The 22,460-nt window shown below is 66.1% G+C and carries 21 protein-coding genes and 1 pseudogene; 6 read left to right on the top strand and 16 right to left on the bottom strand.

Annotation, left to right across the window (positions count from 1 at the left end):
• Positions 1 to 29 precede the first annotated feature (29 nt).
• Positions 30 to 932 carry an MBL fold metallo-hydrolase gene (locus tag G3A50_RS04880; RefSeq protein WP_163074212.1) on the top strand — a complete coding sequence of 301 codons (903 nt, stop codon included), beginning with the start codon at positions 30 to 32 and terminating at the stop codon, positions 930 to 932.
• Here G3A50_RS04880 and G3A50_RS04875 read toward each other — a convergent pair.
• The 7 genes from G3A50_RS04875 to G3A50_RS04845 all read right to left on the bottom strand — a co-directional run bounded on the left by G3A50_RS04875 (position 900) and on the right by G3A50_RS04845 (position 6,497).
• Positions 900 to 1,637 (bottom strand): GntR family transcriptional regulator, encoded by a 738-nt coding sequence (locus G3A50_RS04875; protein ID WP_163074211.1) that lies wholly within the window; start codon positions 1,635 to 1,637, stop codon positions 900 to 902. The two genes, G3A50_RS04880 and G3A50_RS04875, sit on opposite strands and share 33 nt — an antisense overlap.
• A 119-nt stretch (positions 1,638 to 1,756) precedes the next feature.
• On the bottom strand, positions 1,757 to 2,671 hold the full coding sequence (locus G3A50_RS04870; RefSeq protein ID WP_163074210.1) for an MBL fold metallo-hydrolase: 915 nt from the start codon (positions 2,669 to 2,671) through the stop codon (positions 1,757 to 1,759).
• Positions 2,668 to 3,468 carry an MBL fold metallo-hydrolase gene (locus tag G3A50_RS04865; RefSeq protein ID WP_163074209.1) on the bottom strand — a complete coding sequence of 267 codons (801 nt, stop codon included), beginning with the start codon at positions 3,466 to 3,468 and terminating at the stop codon, positions 2,668 to 2,670. The genes G3A50_RS04870 and G3A50_RS04865 overlap by 4 nt, the downstream gene beginning before the upstream one ends.
• Positions 3,469 to 3,536: 68 nt before the next feature.
• Positions 3,537 to 3,965 carry a GlcG/HbpS family heme-binding protein gene (locus G3A50_RS04860; protein WP_163074208.1) on the bottom strand — a complete coding sequence of 143 codons (429 nt, stop codon included), beginning with the start codon at positions 3,963 to 3,965 and terminating at the stop codon, positions 3,537 to 3,539.
• Between the two features lie 29 nt (positions 3,966 to 3,994).
• Positions 3,995 to 4,321 (bottom strand): NifU family protein, encoded by a 327-nt coding sequence (locus G3A50_RS04855; RefSeq protein ID WP_163074207.1) that lies wholly within the window; start codon positions 4,319 to 4,321, stop codon positions 3,995 to 3,997.
• A complete protein-coding gene (locus tag G3A50_RS04850; protein ID WP_163074206.1) occupies positions 4,318 to 5,328 on the bottom strand; it encodes an amidohydrolase family protein in 1,011 nt (336 codons plus the stop codon). Before G3A50_RS04850 ends, G3A50_RS04855 begins: the two co-directional genes overlap by 4 nt.
• A 134-nt stretch (positions 5,329 to 5,462) precedes the next feature.
• The gene (locus G3A50_RS04845; RefSeq protein ID WP_163074205.1) at positions 5,463 to 6,497 is read right to left on the bottom strand and encodes a TRAP transporter substrate-binding protein; all 1,035 of its coding nucleotides are present in this window, start codon (positions 6,495 to 6,497) and stop codon (positions 5,463 to 5,465) included.
• 211 nt (positions 6,498 to 6,708) lie between these two features.
• On the opposite strand from G3A50_RS04845, the gene G3A50_RS04840 reads away from it, so the two are divergent.
• From G3A50_RS04840 to G3A50_RS04830, 3 genes are read left to right on the top strand one after another with little or no spacing between them, the layout of a single operon-like run.
• The gene (locus G3A50_RS04840) at positions 6,709 to 8,616 is read left to right on the top strand and encodes a TRAP transporter large permease (RefSeq protein WP_163074204.1); all 1,908 of its coding nucleotides are present in this window, start codon (positions 6,709 to 6,711) and stop codon (positions 8,614 to 8,616) included.
• Between the two features lie 14 nt (positions 8,617 to 8,630).
• On the top strand, positions 8,631 to 9,899 hold the full coding sequence (locus G3A50_RS04835; protein ID WP_210255225.1) for a CaiB/BaiF CoA transferase family protein: 1,269 nt from the start codon (positions 8,631 to 8,633) through the stop codon (positions 9,897 to 9,899).
• Between the two features lie 3 nt (positions 9,900 to 9,902).
• Complete coding sequence (locus G3A50_RS04830) at positions 9,903 to 10,814, top strand: hydroxymethylglutaryl-CoA lyase (protein WP_163074202.1); 912 nt, start codon at positions 9,903 to 9,905, stop codon at positions 10,812 to 10,814.
• A gap of 12 nt (positions 10,815 to 10,826) precedes the next feature.
• On the opposite strand, the gene G3A50_RS04825 is transcribed toward G3A50_RS04830, so the two are convergent.
• Positions 10,827 to 11,633: an IclR family transcriptional regulator gene (locus G3A50_RS04825; protein WP_163074201.1), complete on the bottom strand. Its 807-nt coding sequence runs from the start codon at positions 11,631 to 11,633 to the stop codon at positions 10,827 to 10,829.
• 234 nt (positions 11,634 to 11,867) lie between these two features.
• Between G3A50_RS04825 and G3A50_RS04820 the strand changes: the two genes are divergently transcribed.
• Entirely contained in the window at positions 11,868 to 12,089 is a 222-nt protein-coding gene (locus G3A50_RS04820; protein ID WP_246252362.1) for an SDR family oxidoreductase, read from the top strand.
• Positions 12,090 to 12,111: 22 nt separating this feature from the next.
• Here the strand turns inward: G3A50_RS04820 and G3A50_RS04815 are convergent.
• From G3A50_RS04815 to G3A50_RS04780, 8 genes and pseudogenes are all read right to left on the bottom strand, one after another.
• A pseudogene (locus G3A50_RS04815) lies at positions 12,112 to 12,888 on the bottom strand (transposase); the annotation flags it as partial.
• Between the two features lie 373 nt (positions 12,889 to 13,261).
• Positions 13,262 to 14,269, bottom strand: a complete 1,008-nt coding sequence (locus tag G3A50_RS04810; protein WP_163074200.1) for a serine hydrolase domain-containing protein — start codon at positions 14,267 to 14,269, stop codon at positions 13,262 to 13,264.
• A 12-nt stretch (positions 14,270 to 14,281) separates the two neighbouring features.
• Positions 14,282 to 15,274, bottom strand: a complete 993-nt coding sequence (locus G3A50_RS04805; RefSeq protein WP_163074199.1) for an alpha/beta hydrolase family protein — start codon at positions 15,272 to 15,274, stop codon at positions 14,282 to 14,284.
• A 512-nt stretch (positions 15,275 to 15,786) separates the two neighbouring features.
• The gene (locus G3A50_RS04800) at positions 15,787 to 17,430 is read right to left on the bottom strand and encodes a GMC family oxidoreductase (RefSeq protein ID WP_163074198.1); all 1,644 of its coding nucleotides are present in this window, start codon (positions 17,428 to 17,430) and stop codon (positions 15,787 to 15,789) included.
• Between the two features lie 36 nt (positions 17,431 to 17,466).
• The gene (locus G3A50_RS04795; protein ID WP_163074197.1) at positions 17,467 to 18,270 is read right to left on the bottom strand and encodes an ABC transporter permease; all 804 of its coding nucleotides are present in this window, start codon (positions 18,268 to 18,270) and stop codon (positions 17,467 to 17,469) included.
• A gap of 10 nt (positions 18,271 to 18,280) precedes the next feature.
• A complete protein-coding gene (locus G3A50_RS04790) occupies positions 18,281 to 19,180 on the bottom strand; it encodes an ABC transporter permease (protein ID WP_163074196.1) in 900 nt (299 codons plus the stop codon).
• Complete coding sequence (locus G3A50_RS04785; protein ID WP_163074195.1) at positions 19,180 to 20,259, bottom strand: ABC transporter ATP-binding protein; 1,080 nt, start codon at positions 20,257 to 20,259, stop codon at positions 19,180 to 19,182. The genes G3A50_RS04790 and G3A50_RS04785 overlap by 1 nt, the downstream gene beginning before the upstream one ends.
• A 57-nt stretch (positions 20,260 to 20,316) precedes the next feature.
• Entirely contained in the window at positions 20,317 to 21,399 is a 1,083-nt protein-coding gene (locus tag G3A50_RS04780; protein WP_210255224.1) for an ABC transporter substrate-binding protein, read from the bottom strand.
• Between the two features lie 195 nt (positions 21,400 to 21,594).
• Here G3A50_RS04780 and G3A50_RS04775 point away from each other — a divergent pair, with 195 nt between their 5' ends.
• Positions 21,595 to 22,407 carry an IclR family transcriptional regulator gene (locus G3A50_RS04775; RefSeq protein WP_163074194.1) on the top strand — a complete coding sequence of 271 codons (813 nt, stop codon included), beginning with the start codon at positions 21,595 to 21,597 and terminating at the stop codon, positions 22,405 to 22,407.
• The last annotated feature ends 53 nt before the right edge of the window (positions 22,408 to 22,460 follow it).

The following is a 22,460-nucleotide window of genomic DNA, read 5'->3' as shown; positions in this document are numbered from 1 at the left end:
GCGCCCGCCGATATACTGGAGACACGGCAATGCCCGACCATCCCGCCAATGTGACCGAGATCGTTCCCGGCCAGTTGTTCGCCGTCGCAGGTTTCGTGCCGGCGCAGCGTTCCACCAGCTGGATCATGCCCGGGCTCACGGGGCAGCTCGCCGTCCCCTGCTATGTGCTGCGTGACGGCGACGAAGCGTTGATCGTCGATTCCGGCCTCGCCATCCACCGCGACGAACTGTTCCGCGGGCTCGACGCCGTGTTGGCCGGTACGACGCACCGGGCCTTCGCCATGACGCGGCGCGAGCCCGACTCGATCATCAACCTTCCGATGCTGGTGCAGCGCTATCAGGTGAGCCCGGTCTATTGCGGCGGCGCGCTGAACCCGGTCGACTTCTTCGAGCGGGTGGACCAGCGTAACACTGAGCTGCATATCCATGCCATCGCGCGAACCGGCGTGACTTGGGTCTCGCCGTCCGAGACCATCGCGGTCGGGCGGCTGAGGGTCGACATGGTGCGTACGCGGCTGTGCGTGCTGCCGAAGACCCACATCGTCGAGCACGCCACCGGAACGCTGTTCGGCTCCGACAGCTGGGGTTCGCTGACTCAGCCGGCGACCGGCGCGGTCGACATCGTCCGGCAGGAGGATGCGCGGCTCGATCGCGCGGCGCTAGCCGGCTATCTCGCCCACAAGTTCGACTGGCTGCTCGGCATCGACACCTCCCTCGTCGCCGACGATGTGGCGTCGCTCGCCATGCGCTATGCCGTGCAGCGCATCTGCCCCGGCTATGGCGCGGTGATCGAGGGAGCCTCCCTGTCGCGGCGGGTCATCCAGGAGACGGCGGCGGCGATACATCTGCTAGCGCGCGAGCCGATGGCGCAGCGTCTCTCCGTGGCCGACGGCGAGGCGCTAAGCCGGGCCGTCGAGGGCCTGCCGGCCTGAGACGAGTGATGGCGTCCCAGCGGCCGGGCCCAGCGCGACGGCCCCCGGCTCGTCCTCCGCAAAGCCGGGCATGGCGCCCAGCGTCACCTGCCGCGCGGCGCGCAAATGACTCTGCATGATGGCCGAGGCCCATTGGGGATCACGGGCCCGGATGGCGGCGATCAGCTCCGAATGATGGTTCATGCTCCGCTCGATGTCGGCGCGCGTATAGGTGTGGAATGTCCGTGTGATCAGGTGCGCCTCGACGATGGTCGACAGCAGCAGGGCCAGCCGCCGGCTCATCGAGCCCTCGATGATGACGCGATGGAACTGCGTGTTCAGCTCCTTGACCTCGTCGCGCTTGCCGGGTGCTGGCGAGGTCGCCGCCTCGCGCATGCGCCGGTCCAACTCCTCTAGCCTGGTGATGTCGCCGTCGGGCATGCTGTGCGCTCCGAGCTCGGCGGCATAGCTCTCGAGCCGAATGCGCAGGTCGAAGACCTCCTCCATGTCGCGGCGGCTCCAGCCGCGCACATAGGCGCCGTGATTGGCGACGAGATTGACCAGTCCTTCTGCGTCCAGCCGTCTCAGCGCCTCGCGAACCGGCGTTCGGCTCACTCCGAGCTGTTCGGCCAAAGGTTCGGCACGCAGATGGGCGCCGACGGCGAAGCTGCCGTCCATTATCCCCGTGCGGATCGCCAGATAGGCGCGATCGACCGCTTGGACCATCCCTGACTCCCCTGGCAGCTGGCGCCGTGCCGAAACCGGTCGCGTCTTCCCGACTAGGACATGACGCGGAGTCCACCATTAGGCAATATGGATGGTGCAGCGCCACGACGGGAGCCGCGCTAGACGCTCGACCAGTCGAAGCCGCTGAGCGAACTGCTGCGCTTCTCCGCCCCGAGCCTGCGGATCATGTCGATGGTCGCCGCGAAGACGCGCTCGACGCTGGGACGCCCCTCGATCAGCCCGCCTATGCTTGGGCAGATGCGCTCAATGTCGAGGCGCGCCAGCATCTCCTCCAACTCGGCGACGATGGGTTCGACATGGGCGCCGATGAACCAGTCGAACTTGGCCAGCAGGGTGTCGCGCATGAGGACTGGGCTCAGCGCCTCGGCCGAGATAGGGCTCGCGAACGGGCACGGCGCGTCCGGATTAGCCATCAGCCCGAAGGCGTCCGCGGTGAACAGCGAGCGCGTCGCCGGCTCGTAGTACCACATGGTCAGCAGGAGCCGCAGGGCCGGCGAGATCGCTTGCAGACGCAGGTTGCCGTGGTCGATTGTCTCACCCGGCAGCACGGGGACGAGCCGTGCCATCCGCGCTTGCACGTCGACCAGCGAACGCGCCGCCGCTCCCTCGAAGCCCTCGAAGAAGTCGAGCGGATTGAGCCCGGCATAGGAGAGCACGTCGGTCACCCCGTAGCGCTCGACGAAGCGAGGTAGGCCGGCGATGGCGTCGGGCTCCCAGCGGCTGATGAGCAGGCGTGGCGGCGGTAGGCCGTCGAGGAGAGCGTCGAAGCCAGCGTTGAGCCCCTCGGCATCGACGGGCAGTCCGCAATCAATGACCAGCGCCCGGTCGGTGCTGCGGAGCAGATAGGCTTGGACGGGCATCCATCCGCTGCGGTCCTCGCGCAGCCAGCTCACCGACTGCCCGGCCGGAATGCCGCCGCCGATCGCATAAATCTGCCCGGGCACGATCTCGGCCACCGACGCCGGCAGTGCCGCGTCAGGCACGCGGGCAAGGGACGAAATAGGGGAACTCATCGCGTCTCCTCGGCGAGCTGCAGCCCGCGCACGCTCATGCCCTGCTTCACCAAAGGCAGCATGTCCTCGCACACATCGACGACCCCGCCATGGGCGGTGGCGATTAGCTGTGGCCGCAGCTCGCGCAGCATCTCGTCGATGTCGGCATAGCTGTGCACGGGATCGGTGTGGCGGGTCCAGTACATCGCCCGCTCGTTGAAGAACTGGATCATGCGCAGGTCCGGCAGCGGCTGCTCGCTGGTCAGGAAATCGCAGTGATTGTCCTCGTGATAGTGTAGATAGGCGAAGGCATCGGACACGAACAGCGTGCGCTCGGCGGTGTCGAAGGCCCACAGCGTGTCTTTGAGGTCGCGCCAGACCGGCGGAACGAACACGATCCGGCGATCGCCCAGATCCACCGCGTCGCCGACATCGACATGGCGCATGCGGCCGGCGAATTCCGGATAGTAGAGCAGGAAGTCGCGCAGCTTTCCCACGGCAATGGCCTCGGGATATTTGCGCATCCATTGCTGGAACAGCCCGCAATGGGGCAGTTCGCCATGAGTGGGGAAAATATAGTCAAGCGGCCGTCCGTCGAGGAACCGCTCAACGTCCTTCTCCACCCGCACCCAGTCGGCGGCGTTGCCGGTATCCACCAGCAGGGTCTTGTCGGAGCCGCGGACGAGATAGGTGCAGACGTGCGAATGCACCACCCGGTCGTGATAGAGGATGTCGAGGCAGCCGCCGGTCCACAGCAGGCTCGGGCTCAGGACCCGTGGAAAGTGCCCGGACGGCGCGTCGGCATGCTTGGTGGTCATTGTTGTCTCCCCGGTGCGTCGGGCGGGGCGCGGGAATGCGCCCCGCTCGGGTTCGGCCCAGTCCCCGCTCACTCGGCCCCGCAGCCGATGGCGGCCAGCCCCGCCTTGCAGCACTCCATGTCCTGGCTGTAATGGCCGCCGCTGATGCCGATGGAGCCGATCAGCTCGCCATCCTCGACGATCGGATAGCCGCCGCCGAACACGATGAAGCGCGGATATTGAGTGATCCCGGCCATGAGCGGCGGGTCCTTGGAGATCCAGTCGAACAGGCCATGCGTCGGCGAACGGAAGCTGGCCGAGGTGTGCGCCTTGTCCTCGGCGATATCGCGCGCCAGCATCGGCGCGCCATCCATGCGCAGATAGGCTTTCAGCTGCGACGAGCTGTCGTAGACGGCGATGCAGACGGCGATGCCGATCTCCTTCGCCTTCTCCTCGGCGGCCTGCGCCGCCTTGACCGCCGTCGCGGCGTCGATGGTCCGCACGGAAATGCTGGCCATTATCTGTTTCCTTGTGAACGAAAGGGCGGTCAGCCGAACATGGCGCGGATGCGCCGGACGCTAGCGGGCGAGACCGTCATGCCCTGCACGGACACGGTTCGTACGCCCGCCAGCTTCTCGACCGCCGGCAGCACCGCGGCGCCAACGGTCATGGCCTGCGCCGGGCAGGCGACGCAGGTTCCCGTGAAGGCGAGTGTCACCTCGCGATCCGCAGAGATCGAGACGACCTCGATATCGCCGGCATGCGCCCGGATGCGCCGGCGCACTTCGTCGAGCGCCTCCAGCACCTGGCGGGCATCCGGGGCCGGCGCGTCGTCCGTGCCGGAGGCAGCGATGTCGAATGACAGCCCGCTCATTCGGCCGCGGCCTTTCCGGCCAGTTCCCGCTTCTTCTGCTCGACGTCGATGCCGAACAGCCGGGCCTGGTTCTCGCCGAACATCTTGCGCTTGGCCTGGCGGGTGATCTGCGGATAGCCGTAGCCTTCCTGTAGGTCCTCGGGCATTTCGAGCTTGGCGAAGGCCTCGATATAGGGCTGCAGGCTCGGCCACACGAACGCCTCGGAGCCGTAGAGCAGCCGATCCTCGCCGACCAGCATCAGGCACTTGCCGAGCATGTCGAGCATGACGCGCGGCTGGATCGGATAGAGGTTGATCCAGGCTGACAGCGCGATCCACACATTGGGATGGCGGGAGGCGATGTTCACCGTGTCGTCGACGAACGGCATGCCGAGATGGTGGATGATGAAGGTCAGCTCGGGAAAGTCGATCGCCGCCTGCTCGATGTCGTTGGGGCGCTGGTGGTCGAGCAGCTGGCGCCCGAAGGGCAATCCCTTGTGGAACTGCACGCTGGTCACGCCGAGCTCGAGCGCCTTCTCCCACAGTGGATAGGCGATGTAGCGGTCGTCCGCCTTCCAGACGGCGCCGTTGAGCTGCGACTGGTAGAACTTGAAGCTGACCGCGTTCCACTCCTCCTTCTGGCGCTGCATCTCGGCGAGCGCGCCGTGCGAGCCGTGATAGAGCGGATCGACGCCGCCGCAGAACACCACGCGGTCGGGATAGGCCTTGGCCAGGGCATGGTTGGCTCGCGCCGGCGAGAAACCCTCCTTGAACCAGCCCATCAGCGGCACGGTCTGCGCCACCGCCATGTCGGTGTCCGACGCCTCGAACAGGATGCGATAGGCTTCCTCGATCTCGATATAGTCATCACCGAAGGTGGGGTGCGCGGTATAGGGACCCTTGGAGAACAGCTTAGCGGCGCCCCAGATCGAATCGACGATCTTCCGGCCTTCCTCGCCCAGCTTGTTCGACGGCCTGTTGTCGAACATATGAATTACGTTGTCGAATATGAAGTAATCGTCATGCATGATAGCTTCCTCACCTTTGTTTTGTCTCGGCAGAGGCCGATTGACGTAATGGATTTGAACGTTTCTCGACTGTCCCCCGCCGGGCGGCGGGGCTCAACTGGCGAAGGAGGGCGTCTCACAGTGCGGGACGCCGCCTAAACGCGCGCGGTTTTCTGCAGCACCGCCCAGCCGGCCGGGCCGATCTTCTCGCGCCAGGTCGGGTAATAGGCGGTGCGCGACAGGGCGTCCTTGAACAAGCCGTCCGTCGGGCGGTGAATGGTGATGCCGTGGGCGATCAGCGAGCGCTCGGCCTCGGCCTCCTCCTTGGCGATGTCCTCGCGCTGCCCGAGGGCGGCTTCGGTGAAGCGCCGCGTCACGATGTCCTGCACATCGGCGGGCAGCCGGCTCCAGGCGCGCCGGTTGGCGACGGGCACGAAGGCATCCCAGCTGTGATTGGTGATGGTGACGTGGCGCTGCACCTCGTAGACGCGCATCGCGTTCAGCGTCCACAAGGGGTTGTCCGAGCCGTCCACAAGGCCGGTCTGCAGGGCGGGATAGAGCTCGCCATAGCTGAGGCTGGTCGGCGAGGCACCAAGCGAGGTGAACAGCGTTACGAGGATCGGCGCCGGCGGCACGCGGATCTTCATGCCCTTCAGGTCGGCCGGCTCGACGATGGCCCGAGCCCCGGAGGTGATCTGGCGGAAGCCGACATTCATTGGCTTGGCGACGTGGAGGATGGTGCCGGTCTTCGCCACTTCAGCAGCGAGGAAGGCGCCGAGCTCACCGTCCATTGCCGGCCAGATCCGGTCATAGCCCGACCATGCGAAGGCTAGCGAATTGATGCCGGCGAGCGGGGCGATCGGCATCTGGTTGCCATAGCCGCAGCAATAGAACTCCAGCGCGCCGCTGCGCACCTGGTCGAGCTCCTCGCTGATGGTGCCGAGCTGGCTGTTGGGGAACAGGCGGATCGCCAGCCGGCCGTCGGTGTCGCGGGCGATCGCCTCGATCGCCGCCGTGAAGCGGACATTCATCGGGTCGGACAGTGGCATGTCCGTTGCGAGCTTGTAGCTGAACTCGGCGCCGATGGCGCGCCCGACCGATAGGCCGGCGAAGATGGTGGCGGACGAGCCGGCGATGAAGCCTCGCCTCGAAATGCGTGCCTTCGAAAGGCTGGTCGAAAGGCTGGTCATGGAGGGTCTCCCTGTCGCTCCGCTCCGGACGCCTTTGTGCGGGCGTCTTCGGACGTTGCGGAGGCTAGAGGCCGCCCTCGTCGCCGCAATCGGAATGCCGCGGGCGTTCCACAAGATGAGATGCCGGCCAGCCGGCGGTTGTTTGGGCCCGCCGGCGCCGTTTACCTCTGCCGGCCCAAGCATGCTGGTGTCGAGCGGGAGGAAAGCGGGAATGGATGCGCAGACCGAAGGTCGCCGAGGCTTCCCCGCGCCGCGGCCGGCGGATATCTCCGTCGCCAAGGCCCTGACGGCGGGCGGAGTGTTCGCGAGGCTGGCGGCGACGGTCCTCCTCGTGGCTGAGCACGCGGCCGCGCTCATGGTCATTGCCGAGATCACCCTGCTGCTGGCCGGCGTGACCGCGCGCTACATCTTCCATACCCCGCTTGCCTGGTCGGACGAGCTGGCGTCGCTGCTCTTCGTCTGGCTAACCATGCTCGGCTCGACCATTGCACTCGCCCGTTCGCAGCATCTGCGGCTGACCGCGCTCGAAAGCCGCCTGGAGGGAGAGGCCAAGCGCGTGCTGCGGATCTCGACCCTGCTGCTGACCTTCGGCTTCCTCGCTTGGCTGTCGGTCTATGCCTTCGAGCACGCGCAGGATGCGACCTACGCGACCAATCCCGTGCTGAACATCTCCGAAGGCTGGAAATCCGCGTCGGTCGGCATCGGTCTCGTCATGATGGCGATCATCTGCCTGTCGCAGCTGCTGAACGTCGCCCGCGAGCATTGGCGGGCGCTGGCCATCGCGCTCGGCTGCACCCTAGCGGCGCTGGCCGTGATCCTGGCGGCGAGCCGGCTCACCGACGGGCGGCACGACCTGATCATCTTCTTCCTCGGCGCGGGCGGGACGATGGTACTGATCGGCGTGCCCATCGCCATCTCCTTCGGTCTGACCGCGCTGACCTACCTCGCCTGGGCGACCGAGCTACCGCTGAGCATCGTATCGGGACGGTTCGAAGCCGGCATGTCGCACATGATCCTGCTCTCGGTGCCGATGTTCGTCGCGCTGGGGCTGCTGTTCGAGATGACCGGCATGGCGCGCAGCCTCATTGCCTTCCTCGCCGCGCTGGTCGGCCATCTCAGGGGCGGCCTGTCCTATGTCCTGCTCGGGGCGATGTATCTCGTCTCCGGCATATCGGGCGCCAAGGCCGCCGACATGGCCGCCATCGCCCCCGCTCTGGTGCCGGAGATGCGAAAGCGCGGCGTGCCCGACAGCGAACTGGTCTCGCTGCTCGCCGGGGCCAGCGCGATGTCGGAGACCATTCCGCCGAGCCTCGTGCTGATCACCATCGGCGTCATCGCCGGTGTGTCGATCGGCGCGCTGTTCACCGGCGGCCTGCTTCCCGCGGCGGTGCTGGCGCTGCTGATGTGCGTGGTGGCCTGGATCAATGCCGGGCGCAGCGACATCGCCACCATCGAAAGAGCCACCTGGGGCGCCGTGTTCAAGACCTTCGCAGCCGCCCTGCCGGGACTGGTCCTGCCGGTCATCATCCGCACGGCAGTGGTCGAGGGGATCGCCACCGCGACCGAGGTCGCCACCATCGGCATCCTCTACATCGCGCTGTTCGCGGTGGCGGTCCGGCGCTTCGATCCCCGCCAGGCCTATCGGCTCATGCAGGACACGGCCGCGTTGTCCGGCGCCATCATGATCATCCTCGGCGCCGCCAACGCAGTCTCCTGGGCGCTCACCCAGACCGGCTTTTCGCAGGACCTGGCGAGCGCTATCGCCACACTCCCCGGCGGCGCAACCAGCTTCTGGGCGATCTCCATCGTGGTGTTCATCGTCTCCGGCAGCGTGCTGGAGGGCATACCGGCGCTGGTGATCTTCGGGCCTCTGCTGTTCCCCATCGCTCGCTCGCTCGGCATCCACGACGTGCAATACGCGCTAGTGGCGGTGCTGGCGATGGGCGTCGGCCTCTACATGCCGCCGTTCGGGGTCGGCTACTACACGGCCTGCGCCATCGCCCGGATCGATCCCGGCGAAGGCATGCTGCGCATCTGGCCTTATCTCGGCGTGCTCGTGCTTGGCATCTTCATCGTCGCCGCCGTGCCCTGGATTTCCATTGGCTTCCTCCCCCGATGAAGGAACACGATCAGATGTTGAACAAGACCGCTCAGGGGCCGCTCTCCGATATCCGCGTCATCGAGATGGGGCAGCTCATCGCGGGTCCGTTCTGCGGACAGCTGCTCGCGGATTTCGGCGCCGAGGTGATCAAGATCGAGCAGCCCGACGGCGGCGACCCTATGCGCGAATGGGGGCGCGAGAAGCCGCATGGCCGCTCGCTATGGTTCCCTGTGATCGCCCGCGGCAAGAAGTCGGTGACGCTCGACCTGCGCCAGCCGAAAGGCCAGGAACTGGCTCGTCGGCTGATCGGCACGGCGGATGTGGTAGTGGAGAATTTCCGCCCAGGCACCATGGAGCGCTGGGGGCTCGGCTATGACGCGCTGGCCGCGCTCAATCCCGGCCTCGTCATGGTGCGCGTCTCCGGCTTCGGCCAGACCGGTCCTTATGCCCGGCGGGCGGGATATGGCGCCATCGGCGAGGCGATGGGCGGCCTGCGCTATGTCTGCGGCGAGCCTGACCGCCCGCCGAGCCGGGTCGGCTTCTCCATCGGCGACAGCCTCGCTGGGACCTTCGGCTGCATTGGCGCGCTGATCGCCCTGCATGCGCGCGCCAGGACCGGCTGCGGCCAGGTGGTGGACAGCGCGATCTACGAAGCCGTGCTCGCCATGACGGAGAACCTTGTCACCGAATATGCCGCCGCCGGCTATGTGCGCCGGCGCTCCGGCTCCTCGCTTCCCAACATCGCGCCATCCAACGCCTATCCGACCCGCGACGGGACGGAGATCCTGATCGCCGCCAACCAGGACACGGTATTCCGGCGCCTGTGCCAGGCCATGGGCCGGGCCGCGCTCGCGGATGATCCGCGCTACGCAACCCACACGGCGCGGGGCGAGAACCAGGTCGAGCTCGACCAGCTCATCGCGGATTGGAGTGGCACCATGGCCATCGCCGAGCTGGAAACCCTTCTGGAGAGCAACGGCGTGCCGGCCGGGCGCATCTATAGCGCTCCCGACATGCTGGCGGACCCGCATTTCGCCGCCCGCGAGGCGATCACCCGTATTGCCGACCCGATATTGGGCGAGCTCGCTATGCAGAACGTCGCGCCGCGGCTCTCGCGGACCCCGGGCCATGTGACGCGCACGGCGCCGCTGCTCGGTGCCGACAGCGCCGCGGTGCTTTCCCATCTCCTCGGAATCGATGCGGCGGAAATGGCGGAACTGCGCGCCGGAGGAATCGTCGGCGGCCCGGCGCCGGCCGCCGTCCCGCCTTTCGAGGCCGAGACGGTCGGTACGGGAGCCTGAGCCATGGAGACGGTGGAGATCGTCGATGTCGGGCTGCGCGACGGACTGCAGGGCATCGGGCCGCTGGTGCCGACCGAGTGGAAGCTGGCCGCGCTCGACCGTCTGGTCGCGGCCGGCGTGAGGCGGCTGGAGGTCGGTTCCCTCGTGAGCGCCAGGGCGGTGCCGCAAATGGCCGACACACCCACCATCCTGGCGGCCGCGCTAAGGCGCCCGGGCGTGGTGGCGCAAGTTCTCGTGCCCAATGACCGCCGCGGCCTCGAGGCGGTGGACGTCGGCGCGCGCCATCTCGTCTTCGTGCTGTCGGCCACCGACGCCCATAATCGGGCGAATGTCGCGCGCACCACGCGCGAATCCGTCGACGCCTATGAACGCCTGCTTGCGCAGCTGCCCGACATTGTGTCGGTGCGCGTCGCCATCGCGACCTCATTCCACTGCCCCTATGCCGGGCCCGTCGAGGCCGACACCGTCCTGTCCCTGGTGGACCACCTCGTCGCGCTGCGCAGTCATGTCGAGATCTGCTTCTGCGACACCACCGGCGGCGCTCATCCGCAGCAGGTCGGCCAGCTCTTCGCTCGGGCGCGGGCGTCCTTTCCCCAGGTGACCGCCTGGGCGTTTCACGCCCACGATACCTACGGGCTGGGGGCGGCGAATGTCGTCGCTGCCTATGGCGAAGGCGTGCGCAGCTTCGACTCGGCATTTGGCGGCCTTGGCGGCTGCCCTTTCGCGCCGGGTGCGAGCGGCAATGTCGCGACCGAAGACCTCGTGCGGCTGTTCCAACTGATGGCGGTGCAGACCGGCATCGACCTCGACACCCTCATCGAGATGGGCGCCGACGCGGCCGCCCTACCGGGTGGCAAGGCCGGCGGTCACCTGATCCGGGTCGCGGCAGGCCGAGAGGCGCGGGCCTGCGCCTGAGAGACGACCTGCCTACGCCAGCTGGGCCGAGAGCCAGCCGATGGCGCGCACGCCCTTGGGTTCGTCGTGCAGGTCCTTCGCCAGCGCATTTGCGCTGGTGCGCAGGACATGCACGATATGGGCGGTATTCTGAGCATGGGGAAGCCGCCGCGATGCGCTGAGCGCGGCGATCAGTGTGCCCTTGTCATCGCGCAAGGGCACCGCGAAGGCGTGCTCGCCATTGACGAACTCCTCGTCCTCCACAGCATAGTCGAGCCGCGCGATCTGCCGAAGCTCGGCCACCAGCCGTCCGGGATTGGTGATCGTCTTGGCCGCGACCGGAACCAGCGGAGCGGCGGCAAGGTATTCCCCCACCTCACCTGGTTCCAGTGCAGAAAGCAGCAGCTTCCCAGCGGCGTGGAAATACGCTTCGAAGCGCGCACCGACCACGCGTGAGACCCCCGACGTATCCGCCAGTCGATCCGCACCAGCCACGAAGTGGAGCATCCGTTGACTGTCGAGCGTCGCCAGCCGCGTGCTGGTCCCGAGCGCGCGCGTTGTTACGGCGAGCCGCGAGTCGATGATGCGCCGCGCCGCTGCGGCCTCGACAATGTCGCGTGAGCGCAGATCCGCCAGCGTCTGGCCGAGCTCGTAGCTGCCGTCGGCGGCGACGCGGATGGCGCCGACGTTCTTGAGGGTGGATAGAATGCGATGCGCGGTCGCTACCGAAATCTCGGCTTTCGCGGCAACATCGCGCAGCGACGCCGATCGCGGCAGCAGGCAGGCGACCTGAAGCAGATCGAACGCCTTGACGATCGAACGGGTGGTGTGCGTAGCCATCGGCTCCTCCCGGAGAGGCGCGGCGCCTGCAAGCAACGCCCTGAAACTGACGAATACCTGCGGATCGCGCTTATTGCCGTCATTGGATGCAATGTGGGGGGCGACGTCAACTTTCTTTGGCAATTTTTGGTGAGAAAGTCAGAGATTGACGGGGGAGATCGAAATGATTGGATGCAATGTTAATTCCTTCGCCGAGAGCGCCGCCAGTGCCCCAAGGGAATCACGGTCAACGCTGTGGCTCGCGGGCCCACGGAGACCGAACTGTTCCGCGCCAACAACATGTCGGGCAGCGCGGACGAGATGCGCTACCTATCCGGAGTGCTGATGCGGCAGTTCGGAACGCTGCAGGAGATCGCCGCGGCCATCGGCTTCCTATTATCCGACGATGCGGGTTTGATCGCCGGCCAGACCCTGCATGTCGATGGAGGCGTCTGGATCGGAAAGGCGTCGTTCTGACCTTGTCGAATGTCCGGATTGGGAGGCGCAGCCGGTTGAGCTTCAGGGTGCGCTTCAGATGGGCGAACAGCATCTCCACCTTCTTCCGCTGCCAGCGAGAGGTGACGTCGTCGTCGGTGGTGGCGATATCCCGTGCCATGTCGCGGGCGCCCTCGTGGATCGAACGGAGGACCTTGCGCGCCGGCACGTTCGGGTAGCATTGCGGTTTCAGGGAACATCCGTCGCAATCGAGCTTGCTGGCGCGGTAGCGCATGAAGCCCTCCGGATCAACGCGGTCCCTGGGCACGGCGAAGCGGCGGCGATATTGATGAAGCTCTTTCCCGCTCGGGCAGGTGTAGAGATCTCGGGCATGGTCATAGGTGAAATCGGCGCCGTTGAATGTCCCGTCGCGGCCTTCCTCGACGCAGCGCCGGACCGTCGTCTCGAAAAGCTCGCGCAACAGGTCACTGTCGCGGAAGCGGCCATGCCGGTTCTTCGAGAAGGTGGAATGGTCAGGCACGGTGCCTTCCAGCCCCAGCCGGCAAAACCCGCGATAGGCGAGGTTGAGATGCACCTCCTCGCGGATCCGCCGCTCGGAGCGGATGCCAAAGCAATAGCCAACGAGCAGCATCCGGATCATCAGTTCCGGGTCGATCGAGGGCCGGCCGGTCTCGCTGTAAAATGGGCGCAGATGTGCACGGATGCCGGACAGGTCGACGAACCTATCAATGGCTCGAACAAGGTGACCTACAGGGACATGACGCTCAAGGTTGAACTCGTAGAACAGCGTCTCCTGCATCACCACCCGCTCGCCCATCATCAGCTTCGCCCTCCATCACCAAGGACGACTGAATCAGGACTTTGTTTCCGCAACAACGCCGACCTTTTCAACGGAATCGGCGCAAAGGTGCCAACGTGTCCCAGCTCGCGAATGTCGGCTTTGGGCCGCGGCCGTTACCAAATCAATGGCCGAGATGGGGGAGCAATGGAGACTCATATCTCCGTGGCTTTCGATGTCCGGCAACCAGTCGTTTCCGACACTCGGCCCGGCTAGCTCAGTGGCGCTAAGCTGCCGCGGTTCGCTCCGGTTCCCCCATGTCAGGCCCGTCGGAGCAACAAGAATGACGGTCCTCTCCTCCTATATTGAAACATAGGTACTGAGACACGAAGCTATTTACCTGACGTTTCCGACCCTATGGCGCGATGTCGAGGATTTTCCGCATGAGCCTGAAGAAGTCGCGCATCGAGACGCCACGGCTGTTCTGTCCTAGATACACGGTCTGCACGATGACGAGGCGCTTTTCCGGCAGGAAGGCGACGACCTGGCCGCCATATCCGGCGTTGAACACGCCCCTCTCGCCCCACCGATCGGTGTTGAGTGTCCACCACATATAGCCATAGCCGCTGTTATGGCCGGGCGGACGTGACAATGCCGAGGTTGATTCTCGCACCCAGGCGGCAGGGACGACCTCTATTCCGTCCCATGTTCCGCCGTTCAGGAAAAGCTGGCCGAAGCGGGCGAGATCGCGTGCGCTCATCATGAAGGGATAGGCCGGGTGGATGGAGGCGCCTTCGAGCACATAGCGGTCGTCGCGCGCGGAAAAATCCTCCATGCCGATCGGTACCGCGATGCGCCGCGCGAAGCTTGCGAAGATATCCTCGCCGGTCTGGCGGCGGTAGATCGTGCCGAGCGCGTTGAAATCCCAGTTGTTGTAATACCAGAACGTGCCAGGCGCGTGGCTGCCGCGCCCCGGCCGCTTGCCCCGGGCATCGGCCGTTTCGTAAGCCCCGGCATGATAGACGCCGGAGCGTGCCATCAGCAGGTCGCGCACGGTCGCCTGCTTCTCGGCTGCGGTAAGCGCCGGCGCTTTGTCGTCGATGCCAAGCTCGCCAAGCGTGCTGGACGGATCGATGCGCCCCTCGGCGATCGCGATGCCATAGAGCGCGGAGAGGAGGCTTTTGCGCACCGAAGCGATATTGACCTTGCGCGCGACATCGCCCCAGCGGGCGACTACCTTGCCATCCTGCACCACCATCACGGCGGTGGAGTTCAGGTCAGCGGCGAAGGCCTCCGCCGCCTTCAGCCCTTCGACCGACCATCCGCTTGCAGCGGGATCGACGCTCTGCCACGGCTCGGCACGCGCGCCGCCGGAAAGAGCGAGCAGTAGCAGGGTCGCAAGCAGGGTGCGCAGGGATACCATCCGGCCGCCGCTTCAGTTCGAGAGGCGCGGCGGCGGATCGGGCAGCGCCCGCAGCGCCGCGATGATCGCCTCTGTGCTCTTGCCGGCTGCGCACATACCGTCCGCCAGTTCCCCGAAATCGACGAGATCGTGATGGCGGTCATCCCTCGCCCGTTCGAGCGGAATGAGCCAGGCAGCATGGCCCCGTACCGTCAGCCCCTCGAAATAGAGCTTCTGCGTAGAGAAGGGCACATTGGTCTCGCGCGGATCGCCGACAACGAAGATGCGCCGCTGCGGATCGGCCGCGATCCTGTCGAGCGCGTCATAGGGATCGAAGCGCGTCAGCTTCTCGCCCGGCTTCAGCAGCCCACGGGCTTGCAGATAAGCGCGATAGGCGGAGGCCCCGGATGAAATCACGGCACAACGAAGATCGTCGCGCCGCGCGAGCATCTCGGCCACCAGCGTGCCGCCTCCGCTATGGCCGCCGACCGCGAAGGCGCCGATGCCATAGCGCTTTCTCAGGCCATCGAGCGCGGCATTGACCAGCGTCGCCTCGACCGGACGGCCGCGCATCGTGAAATGCTTGCCGGCGCTGCCATAGGTGCCCGGCCTTGCTAGAAAGATCGCTGGAACACCAAAACGCGTGAAGAGCTTCTGTTCCATCGCGACCATTTCGCCCGGTCCGAAGCCGCTCTGTCGCTTGTCGGCGTTGTTGCCCTTCGGCCCAAGCACGTCGCCGTTCAGCCAAACCATGGCGATAGGATTGGGCCCGGGTGCGGGCGCAAGGCCGGCTGCGTAGTAGCGCATGCAGGCCGACGCGCCGCCAGTCTCAACCCAGATCGCGCTGTCCTTCTGCTCCAATGCCGCGCATTCCTCCCGCGTGATCGCGATGCCTGCGACCACCTTGGCGGGATCGAAATTTGCCTTTTCCGGCACGGTCTGAGCCACGGTGGCCCCCGTGGTTGCGCCAAGTGCCAAGCTTATCGCCGCCGCCGCATGGCAGATTGTCTTTGCTAGAACCTTCATGGTTCCTCCGTCTTTGGGACGAATGAGAGACCAGCGGCTGAATCCGTCTCATCTTTGACGGATGGTTCCGTGATCCACAGGCAATTTCCACCTCCTCCTGCCGGCTGGCTGGCAACTGTGGCTGGTAGAGAACGTTGCCCGACGCACCGCGCCCAGCTTGCCATCTGCTGGCGGAATGTCAGGCGGCGTTTCGCCGAGGCCGGCTCGCGTCGATTGCCTTCTATGCTTGCTGCGCACTCTGGTATCGGCCGCAATGTCCGCTTTTCGGTGGAGATCTGAGGTCCGAAATGGGCGCGCAAAGCGGGCGTTTCTGAAAGGGCATTCGAGGGGCAGGCAGAGGTCAGAAGCGCGAAGAGCGGAGGTTGAAGCTGCGCCGCAAAGCGGACCTTCACGCTCCGCGTCACGACGACAACAGCGCGACAGGCGGAGAGTGCACATTCCAGCCATTACATGGGCGCCAGCCACGCATACGGCTTTGAGCCGGGCCACTGACGAGACTTGCGATGAACGACCTACACGGACGACTTGGTGTCCTCCAGCATCATGTCGGCTGCCTTCTCGCCGATCATGACAGTGGCGGCGTGCGTATTGCCGCGCACGACGCGCGGCATGATCGACGCGTCGGCGACACGCAGGCCGCCAACGCCGTTCACACGGAGCCGCGCATCGACGACGGCATTGGCATCTGCCCCCATCCTGCAGGTGCCAGCGGCATGAATGTCGGAGCCAGCCTTGTCGCGGATGAATTCAATCAACTCCGCATCGCTACGCACCTCCCGGCCCGGCTGCAACTCGCCAGCGATATAAGGCTGGATCGCCGGTTGCTCGGTGATGCGGCGGACGAGGCGAATGCCGAATAGCATCGCGTTGATGTCGTAATCGCTCTGGAAGAAATTGAACTGGATGCGGGGAGGCGCGGCCGGATCGGCCGAGCGCAGTTGGATCGTTCCACGCGCATCCGGATTGACATGCTCAGGGCTGAAGCTGAAGCCGGAAAAGGGATGGGGCCGCGCACCCTTTATGCTGCGCTCCGCTACGGTCCACGCGGCCATCGCCATCTGTACGTCGGGCCGGTCGAGGCTGGGATCGCTACGGGCGAAGCCGCCGACATAGATGCCAGTTTCGGCGAGGTAGCCCGAGCGCAGGAATAGATACTGAAGCCCCGCCGCCGCCTTGCGGACCAGACTGTTGGCGAGGTCGTTCACCGTGATCGGCCGGGTGCAACGGAACATCAGCTGGATGCAGGTGTGATCCTGCAGATTGGCACCCACCTCCGCCCGGTCGGCGATGCAGTCGATGCCGAGCGAGGCGAGCGGACCGGCCGGACCGATGCCCGACAGCATCAACAGCTGCGGCGAGGCGATGGTGCCGGCGCTGACCACGGTTTCCCGCCCCCGCGCCTCGTAGAGTTGGCCGTTCTGTCGGTAACGGACGCCCTGCACCTGCTGGCCGGAGACAATGAGCCGCTCGGTCAGCGCACCCGTCACGATGCGCAGATTGGGCCGCCGCCGCGCAGGGGCCAGATAGCCGCGCGCCGCGCTCCAGCGCCGGCCCTTGTGGATGTTCATCTGGTAGTAACCGAAGCCGTCCTGCTCGGCGCCGTTGAAATCGGGATTATCGGCGAGGCCGGCCTGCCGCGCGGCCGCGCACAGCGCGTTCGGCAGCTCGCGGTCGAAGGACTGGTCGGAGACCTTCAGCGGGCCGCCGACGCCGTGATAGGCGTCGGCGCCGCGCGACTGGTCCTCGGCCTTCCGGAAATAGGGCAACACCTCGTCATAGGACCAGCCGCTGCAGCCGGCCTTCGCCCAGTCGTCGAAATCGCGGCGGTTTCCGCGCACATACATCATGCCGTTGATCGAGGACGAGCCGCCGAGCGTCTTGCCGCGCGGCTGGTAGCTGGTGCGCCCGTTGAGGCCGGGCTCGGGCTCGCTCTCATACATCCAGTTGTAGCGGGCATCGGCATACAGCTTGGAATAGCCCATCGGCAGGTGAATCCATGGATTACGATCCGCCGGTCCGGCCTCCAGCAGCAGCACGCGATACCGGCCGCTTTCGCTCAGCCGGGCGGCGAGAACGCTGCCCGCCGAGCCGGCGCCCACCACGATGAAATCATAGGAGCCGGCGTCGAGCGCGCCGGCCCCGTCCTTGCTGGTCATTTTCGTCCTCGAATTGAAGGGTCGCAGGTGGACAGGTCAGGTCGTCCGGCGCCGCCGCTCGCCGCGCAGGAGGGCGATGACGGCGCCGACGGCGACAGTGATGAGCATGGTGGAGATCGCCGCCACCGTGGGGTCGATGTGGTCGCGCAGGGCGCTGAACATGACCTTCGGCAGCGTGGCGTTGGAGCCGCTGGTGATGAACATGGCCACCACCACCTCGTCGAGCGAGGTCACGAAGGCGAGCAGCCCGCCGGCGAACAGCGCGCCCTTGATGTTGGGAATGATGACGGAGCGCCAGATCATCCAGCGCGAGGCGCCAAGGCTTTCGGCGGCCCGTTCCAGATTGCGGTCGAAATCGGCGAAGGCGGCGGTCATGATCACGTAGACCACCGGGATCGCCAGTGCGGTATGGCCGAGGACGACGCCGGTATAGGTGCCTATCAGGTCCATCCGCGCCAGCAGGAAGAACAGGCCGATGGCGACCAGGATCGAGGGGATGATCGCCGGCATCAGCAGCACGGCGCCCACCGCGACCTGAGCGCGCGGCGGCAGGTCGCGCGTGCCATAGGCCGCCAGCGTGCCGAGCGGCAGCGCCAGCGCTACCGTCAGGACGCCGATGACGAGCGAGGCCCGCGCCGCCCGCAGCCAGGCCGCCGATTCCCAGAAGCTAAAGTACCAGCGCAGCGACAATTCCCGTGGTGGAAACTCCAGGAAATCCGAGGCCGAGAACGACATCGGCACCACGATCAGCGAGGGCGCGACGAGGAACACCATCATCGCCAGGGCGAACGCCCAGCCGAAGGCGGCGAGCAGCCGGTTCTGTCCGAAGCCGTCCAGCATCAGCGTCTCCTCAGCGTCGCAGCAGCAATTTGCGCAGCAGCAGGCTTACCCCGAGCATCGCAAAGGTGGTGAGCAGCAGCACCACGCCGATCGCGGCGGCAGCACCGAAGTTGGAATAGGTCGACAGGCTGCGCGCGATGCGCATCGAGATGACCTGCACATTGCCGCCGCCCAGGATCGCCGGTGTCACGTAGAAGCCGAGGCTCATGACGAAGGTCAGCGAGGCGCCGGCGAGAATGCCGGGCAGCGCCAGCGGCAGGAACACCGTGCGGTAGGCATGCCCCCGCGAGGCGCCCATGCTGGCGGCCGCCCGCATCAGGCCGCGGTCGATGCCGCGCATGGCGCCGATCACGGGCAGCAGGAACACCGGCAGCATGATGTGCGTCATGCCCAGCACGGTGGCGAAGGTGTTGAAGGCGAGCGGCAGCGGCTCGTCGATGAGGCCGGCCTGCAGGAGCCAGCTGTTCACCAGCCCGTTGCGCTGGAGGATCACCAGCCAGGCGTAGGCGCGCACCAGCAGCGAGGTCCACAGCGGGAACAGGATGCAGGCGATGAACAGCGCCCGGGTGCGGTCGGGCAGGGAAGTGATGAAGGTCGCGAGCGGTACGCCCAGCACGAGGCAGCACGCGACGGTCTGGAGGCTGACCGAAAAGGTGGTGAGGAAGATGCGCCGGTAGCTCACCTGCTCGACGATGCGCTGGTAGTTCTCGGTGCCGAACTGGCCGGCGTCGTTGAGCACGGAAAGCCAGACGAGCCACAGGCAGGGCAGCAGCACGAAGCCGAAGACGATCGCCAGCCCCGGCGCCAGCGGCAACGCGGTGCCGAGCCACCGGCGGGCGGAGCGCGCCAGCGTGGTCGAGGGAGCGCAGGCTGTCGTCATCGCGCCGGTCATGTAGGATTCCTGCGCCATCAGGCGTCCGCCCGGACACAATGGATGTCGGCCGTGCGCACGTGGAGCTCGATGTCGTCGCCGGGCGCCAGCGCCGCCACCCGCGCCGCCGCCATGCGCTGGGCCCGCGCCGCGAAGCGTTCGCCCTCGGCGGTGTCGAGCTGAAGCAGCCAGCTGTCGCCCTGGAAGACGATGGCGTGGACGCGCGCGCGCAGCGACACGCACGCTTCGCCGGGCGCCGGTTCCAGCCGCAGATCCTCGCTGCGCAGCATGATGAGGTCGCTGGCGCGGGCGCTGGCGGGCCGTGCCCCGGTCAGCAGCCGCGCGGCGGTGGCCGGGCTGAACAGCACCGCCTCGCCGAGGAAGCGGGCGACGAATTCGCTGGAGGGCTCGCGATAGATGCGCTCGGGCGTGTCGACCTGCACGATCTCGCCATGGCTCATGACGGCGATGCGGTCCGCCATAGTCAGGGCTTCGCGCTGGTCGTGGGTGACGTAGAGGGTGGTGATGTTCAGCTTGTCGTGCAGTTCGCGAATCTCGATCTGCATCTCCTCGCGCAGCGACTTGTCGAGCGCGGAGAGCGGCTCGTCCATCAGCAGGATGGCCGGCTCGTAGACGATCGCCCGCGCCAGCGCTACGCGCTGGCGCTGGCCGCCGGAGAGCGCGTCGATCCGCCGGTCCTCGAAACCGGCCAGCTTTACCGTGGCGAGCGCATCGGCGGCACGCAGGCGCGCGACCCTGCGCGGCACGCCGCGCAGGTTGAGCGGATACATGACGTTCTCGATCACGCTCATATGGGGAAACAGCGCGTAGTTCTGGAACACGACGCCGAAGCCGCGCGCATTGGCGGGGACGGGCGCGATGTCCCGTCCCTCGAGGATGATGGCGCCTTCGTTGATCTGCACGAAGCCGGCAAGAGCCATCAGCAGCGTGCTCTTGCCGGAGCCGGACGAACCCAGAATGGCGATGAACTCGCCGGGTTCGACATTCAGGCTGACTCGCCGCAGCGCGACCTGCTCGCCGTAACGCTTGGTGACGTTGCGGATCTCGATCGCCTGCGCGGATGCGCGGACGGCTTCACCTGTCGATGTCAGCGCCATGACGTCGTCTCGCTTATCGCCTGCCCCATGCCCATCGCCCGCCTCGTTCGCCCCGGCTCATTCCGTCATCATGTCTTCGTACAGGGCCTTGATGCGATCATTGTTGTCCGCCCACCAGCCGATGTCCTGGACGATCAGCTTGCTGCGATAGTCCGGATGGGTCGGCAGCAGCCTGGCGGTCTCCGGGGGAATGATGCCGAGCTCGAAGGCCTCCGGGATCACCGGGCCGTAGGTGATGTACTTGGTGAGCTCGGCCTGCGACTTGGCGTTCGACATGGCGCCGATCATCTTCATCGCCAGTTCTTTGTTCGGCGCGCCTTTCGGCACGGCGAAGCAGTCAGTGGCGAGAACGCCCTCGTTGAAGGTGTAGTCGGTCTTGCCGCCAGCCTTCTTGGCGCTCTGGAACCGGCCGTTCCAGCCGGTCGACATGTCGACCTCGCCGTCCTGCATGAGCTGGGCGTGCTGGGCGCCGGACGACCACCACACCGCAATGCTCGGCTTCAGCGTGCGGATCTTGTCGAGCGCGCGCTTGGTGCCCTCGGCGGTCGACATGACCTTGTAGAGGTCGTCCGGCGCCACGCCGTCGCCGAGCAGCGCGACCTCGATCTGGGTCTCGGCGTTGCCGCGCATGGCGCGCTTGCCGGGGAAGGCCTTGGTGTCGAAGAAGTCCTTCCAGTTCGCCGGCGCCTTGCTCGGATAGGTCTTGGTGTTCCAGGCGAGGACCGTCGCGTAGCCATAGATGCCGACGCAATAGGGCGAGGTGGTGCCGGGCATGAATTTCGACTTGTCGACGACAGAGTAGTCGATCGGCTCAAGAATGCCCTCGCGCCCGCCGAGCTCGGCCTCATAGGCCGAGAGGAAGACGATGTCGGAGGTCACCTTGCCCGCGCCGGCTTGCAGCCGCACCGCGGGCAGGCCTTCATCCGTGGTCTCCTCGTTCACCGTGATGCCGAGCTTCTGCGACGCGGGTCCCCAGAGAGCGGCGCGGCCGCCGTCCCGCACCGAGCCACCGGGCGTGAGCACCGTAACGGCGCCGTCGGCGAAGGCAGGCGTGTTCAGCGCGAGCGCGCAAAGTCCGGCGGCGAGGAGAGGCTTCACCCATATGCGCATTGCGGTCCCCTTGTTGCTCTGGAGGTTCATGATTTGAGTTATGTGGAACTTTTGTTGTTTTGAACCTACGGAGGGCTGGAACGAACTGTCAAGTCTACAACATGAAATTGGCGAGGTTCCTTTGCGAGGGTGCCTTTCGGGTCAGTTTGACACAGCAAGGTCGCCCCGGCTATCGAGGGGGCGCATGGATATGTTGATCATAGGTCAACGAAGAGGGAGCGGTGAATGCCCAAATCGGCCAAGGCGTCGGCCAATCCGAGCGAAACGGGAGAAGCTCCGTCCGGGCATATCCAGAGCCTGGAAAAAGGGCTGAGGATCCTCGATGAGATCGTTTCCGCTCCCGCGCCGGTGAAGCTCGCCGAGATCATCAAGCGGTTCGACATGGACAAGGCGTCCGCCTTCCGCTTCCTGCAAACCCTTGAATATCGCGGCTTTCTTCGCAAGAACGCGGAGACCAAGGAGTATGAGGTCGGCGGCCGGCTCTATTACTGGGCCTCGCAGCTGCGGCAGAAGACGCGCATCATCGACGCCTATCACGGCCAGCTCGAGCGGTTGGCGAACCTGACGCAGCAGACCGCCCATCTTGGCCTCTTGGTGAACGACCGGGTTCTGCTGGCCGATTTCGCCCATTCCAATTCGATCGTGTCGATCCAGCACTCGATCGGCGGCGTCGAGCCCGTTCATGCCTCGGCGGCAGCGAAGGCGATCGTCGCCTTCCTTCCCAGGGACAAGCGCGACCGTATGGTCGAGGCCATCGAGTTCACCAAGTTCACCGACCGCACCATCACCACCAGGGCGGAGCTGCTGATGGACTTCGAGATGTGCCGCGAGCGCGGCTATGCGGTCGATGCCGGCGAATCCTATGGTGGCCTGCACTGCGTGGCCCGGCCCATCTTCGACGGGCAGGGCGAGCCGGTCGCCTCGCTCGGCATTTCCACCGTCACCGCCCTGGTCGGCTCGGATTCCGACCATTTCCGCCGCATCACCTCCGCGCTGGAACTCATTGCCGGCGAAATCTCCCGCGACTTCGCCGGTTGAGGCGCCGACGGCTGCCGGTCCGTTCTTGACAGCGCGCGTCAATGGCACATAAA

Origin of the sequence: Ancylobacter pratisalsi (genome assembly GCF_010669125.1) — a bacterium.
Classification (GTDB): domain Bacteria; phylum Pseudomonadota; class Alphaproteobacteria; order Rhizobiales; family Xanthobacteraceae; genus Ancylobacter; species Ancylobacter pratisalsi.
The sequence above is the reverse complement of the archived record's forward strand: the minus strand, read 5'-3'. Positions and strand labels throughout refer to the sequence as shown.

Coding starts and splice junctions, on each gene's coding strand:
- G3A50_RS04870 (WP_163074210.1), bottom strand. CDS start 2,671: ATGAGTTCCCCTATTTCGTCCCTTGCCCGCGTGCCTGACGCGGCACTG.
- G3A50_RS04845 (WP_163074205.1), bottom strand. CDS start 6,497: ATGACCAGCCTTTCGACCAGCCTTTCGAAGGCACGCATTTCGAGGCGA.
- G3A50_RS04855 (WP_163074207.1), bottom strand. CDS start 4,321: ATGAGCGGGCTGTCATTCGACATCGCTGCCTCCGGCACGGACGACGCG.
- G3A50_RS04880 (WP_163074212.1), top strand. CDS start 30: ATGCCCGACCATCCCGCCAATGTGACCGAGATCGTTCCCGGCCAGTTG.
- G3A50_RS04850 (WP_163074206.1), bottom strand. CDS start 5,328: ATGCATGACGATTACTTCATATTCGACAACGTAATTCATATGTTCGAC.
- G3A50_RS04875 (WP_163074211.1), bottom strand. CDS start 1,637: ATGGTCCAAGCGGTCGATCGCGCCTATCTGGCGATCCGCACGGGGATA.
- G3A50_RS04825 (WP_163074201.1), bottom strand. CDS start 11,633: ATGGCTACGCACACCACCCGTTCGATCGTCAAGGCGTTCGATCTGCTT.
- G3A50_RS04805 (WP_163074199.1), bottom strand. CDS start 15,274: ATGAAGGTTCTAGCAAAGACAATCTGCCATGCGGCGGCGGCGATAAGC.
- G3A50_RS04785 (WP_163074195.1), bottom strand. CDS start 20,259: ATGGCGCTGACATCGACAGGTGAAGCCGTCCGCGCATCCGCGCAGGCG.
- G3A50_RS04865 (WP_163074209.1), bottom strand. CDS start 3,468: ATGACCACCAAGCATGCCGACGCGCCGTCCGGGCACTTTCCACGGGTC.
- G3A50_RS04775 (WP_163074194.1), top strand. CDS start 21,595: ATGCCCAAATCGGCCAAGGCGTCGGCCAATCCGAGCGAAACGGGAGAA.
- G3A50_RS04830 (WP_163074202.1), top strand. CDS start 9,903: ATGGAGACGGTGGAGATCGTCGATGTCGGGCTGCGCGACGGACTGCAG.
- G3A50_RS04795 (WP_163074197.1), bottom strand. CDS start 18,270: ATGCTGGACGGCTTCGGACAGAACCGGCTGCTCGCCGCCTTCGGCTGG.
- G3A50_RS04835 (WP_210255225.1), top strand. CDS start 8,631: ATGTTGAACAAGACCGCTCAGGGGCCGCTCTCCGATATCCGCGTCATC.
- G3A50_RS04780 (WP_210255224.1), bottom strand. CDS start 21,399: ATGAACCTCCAGAGCAACAAGGGGACCGCAATGCGCATATGGGTGAAG.
- G3A50_RS04860 (WP_163074208.1), bottom strand. CDS start 3,965: ATGGCCAGCATTTCCGTGCGGACCATCGACGCCGCGACGGCGGTCAAG.
- G3A50_RS04810 (WP_163074200.1), bottom strand. CDS start 14,269: ATGGTATCCCTGCGCACCCTGCTTGCGACCCTGCTACTGCTCGCTCTT.
- G3A50_RS04840 (WP_163074204.1), top strand. CDS start 6,709: ATGGATGCGCAGACCGAAGGTCGCCGAGGCTTCCCCGCGCCGCGGCCG.
- G3A50_RS04790 (WP_163074196.1), bottom strand. CDS start 19,180: ATGGCGCAGGAATCCTACATGACCGGCGCGATGACGACAGCCTGCGCT.
- G3A50_RS04800 (WP_163074198.1), bottom strand. CDS start 17,430: ATGACCAGCAAGGACGGGGCCGGCGCGCTCGACGCCGGCTCCTATGAT.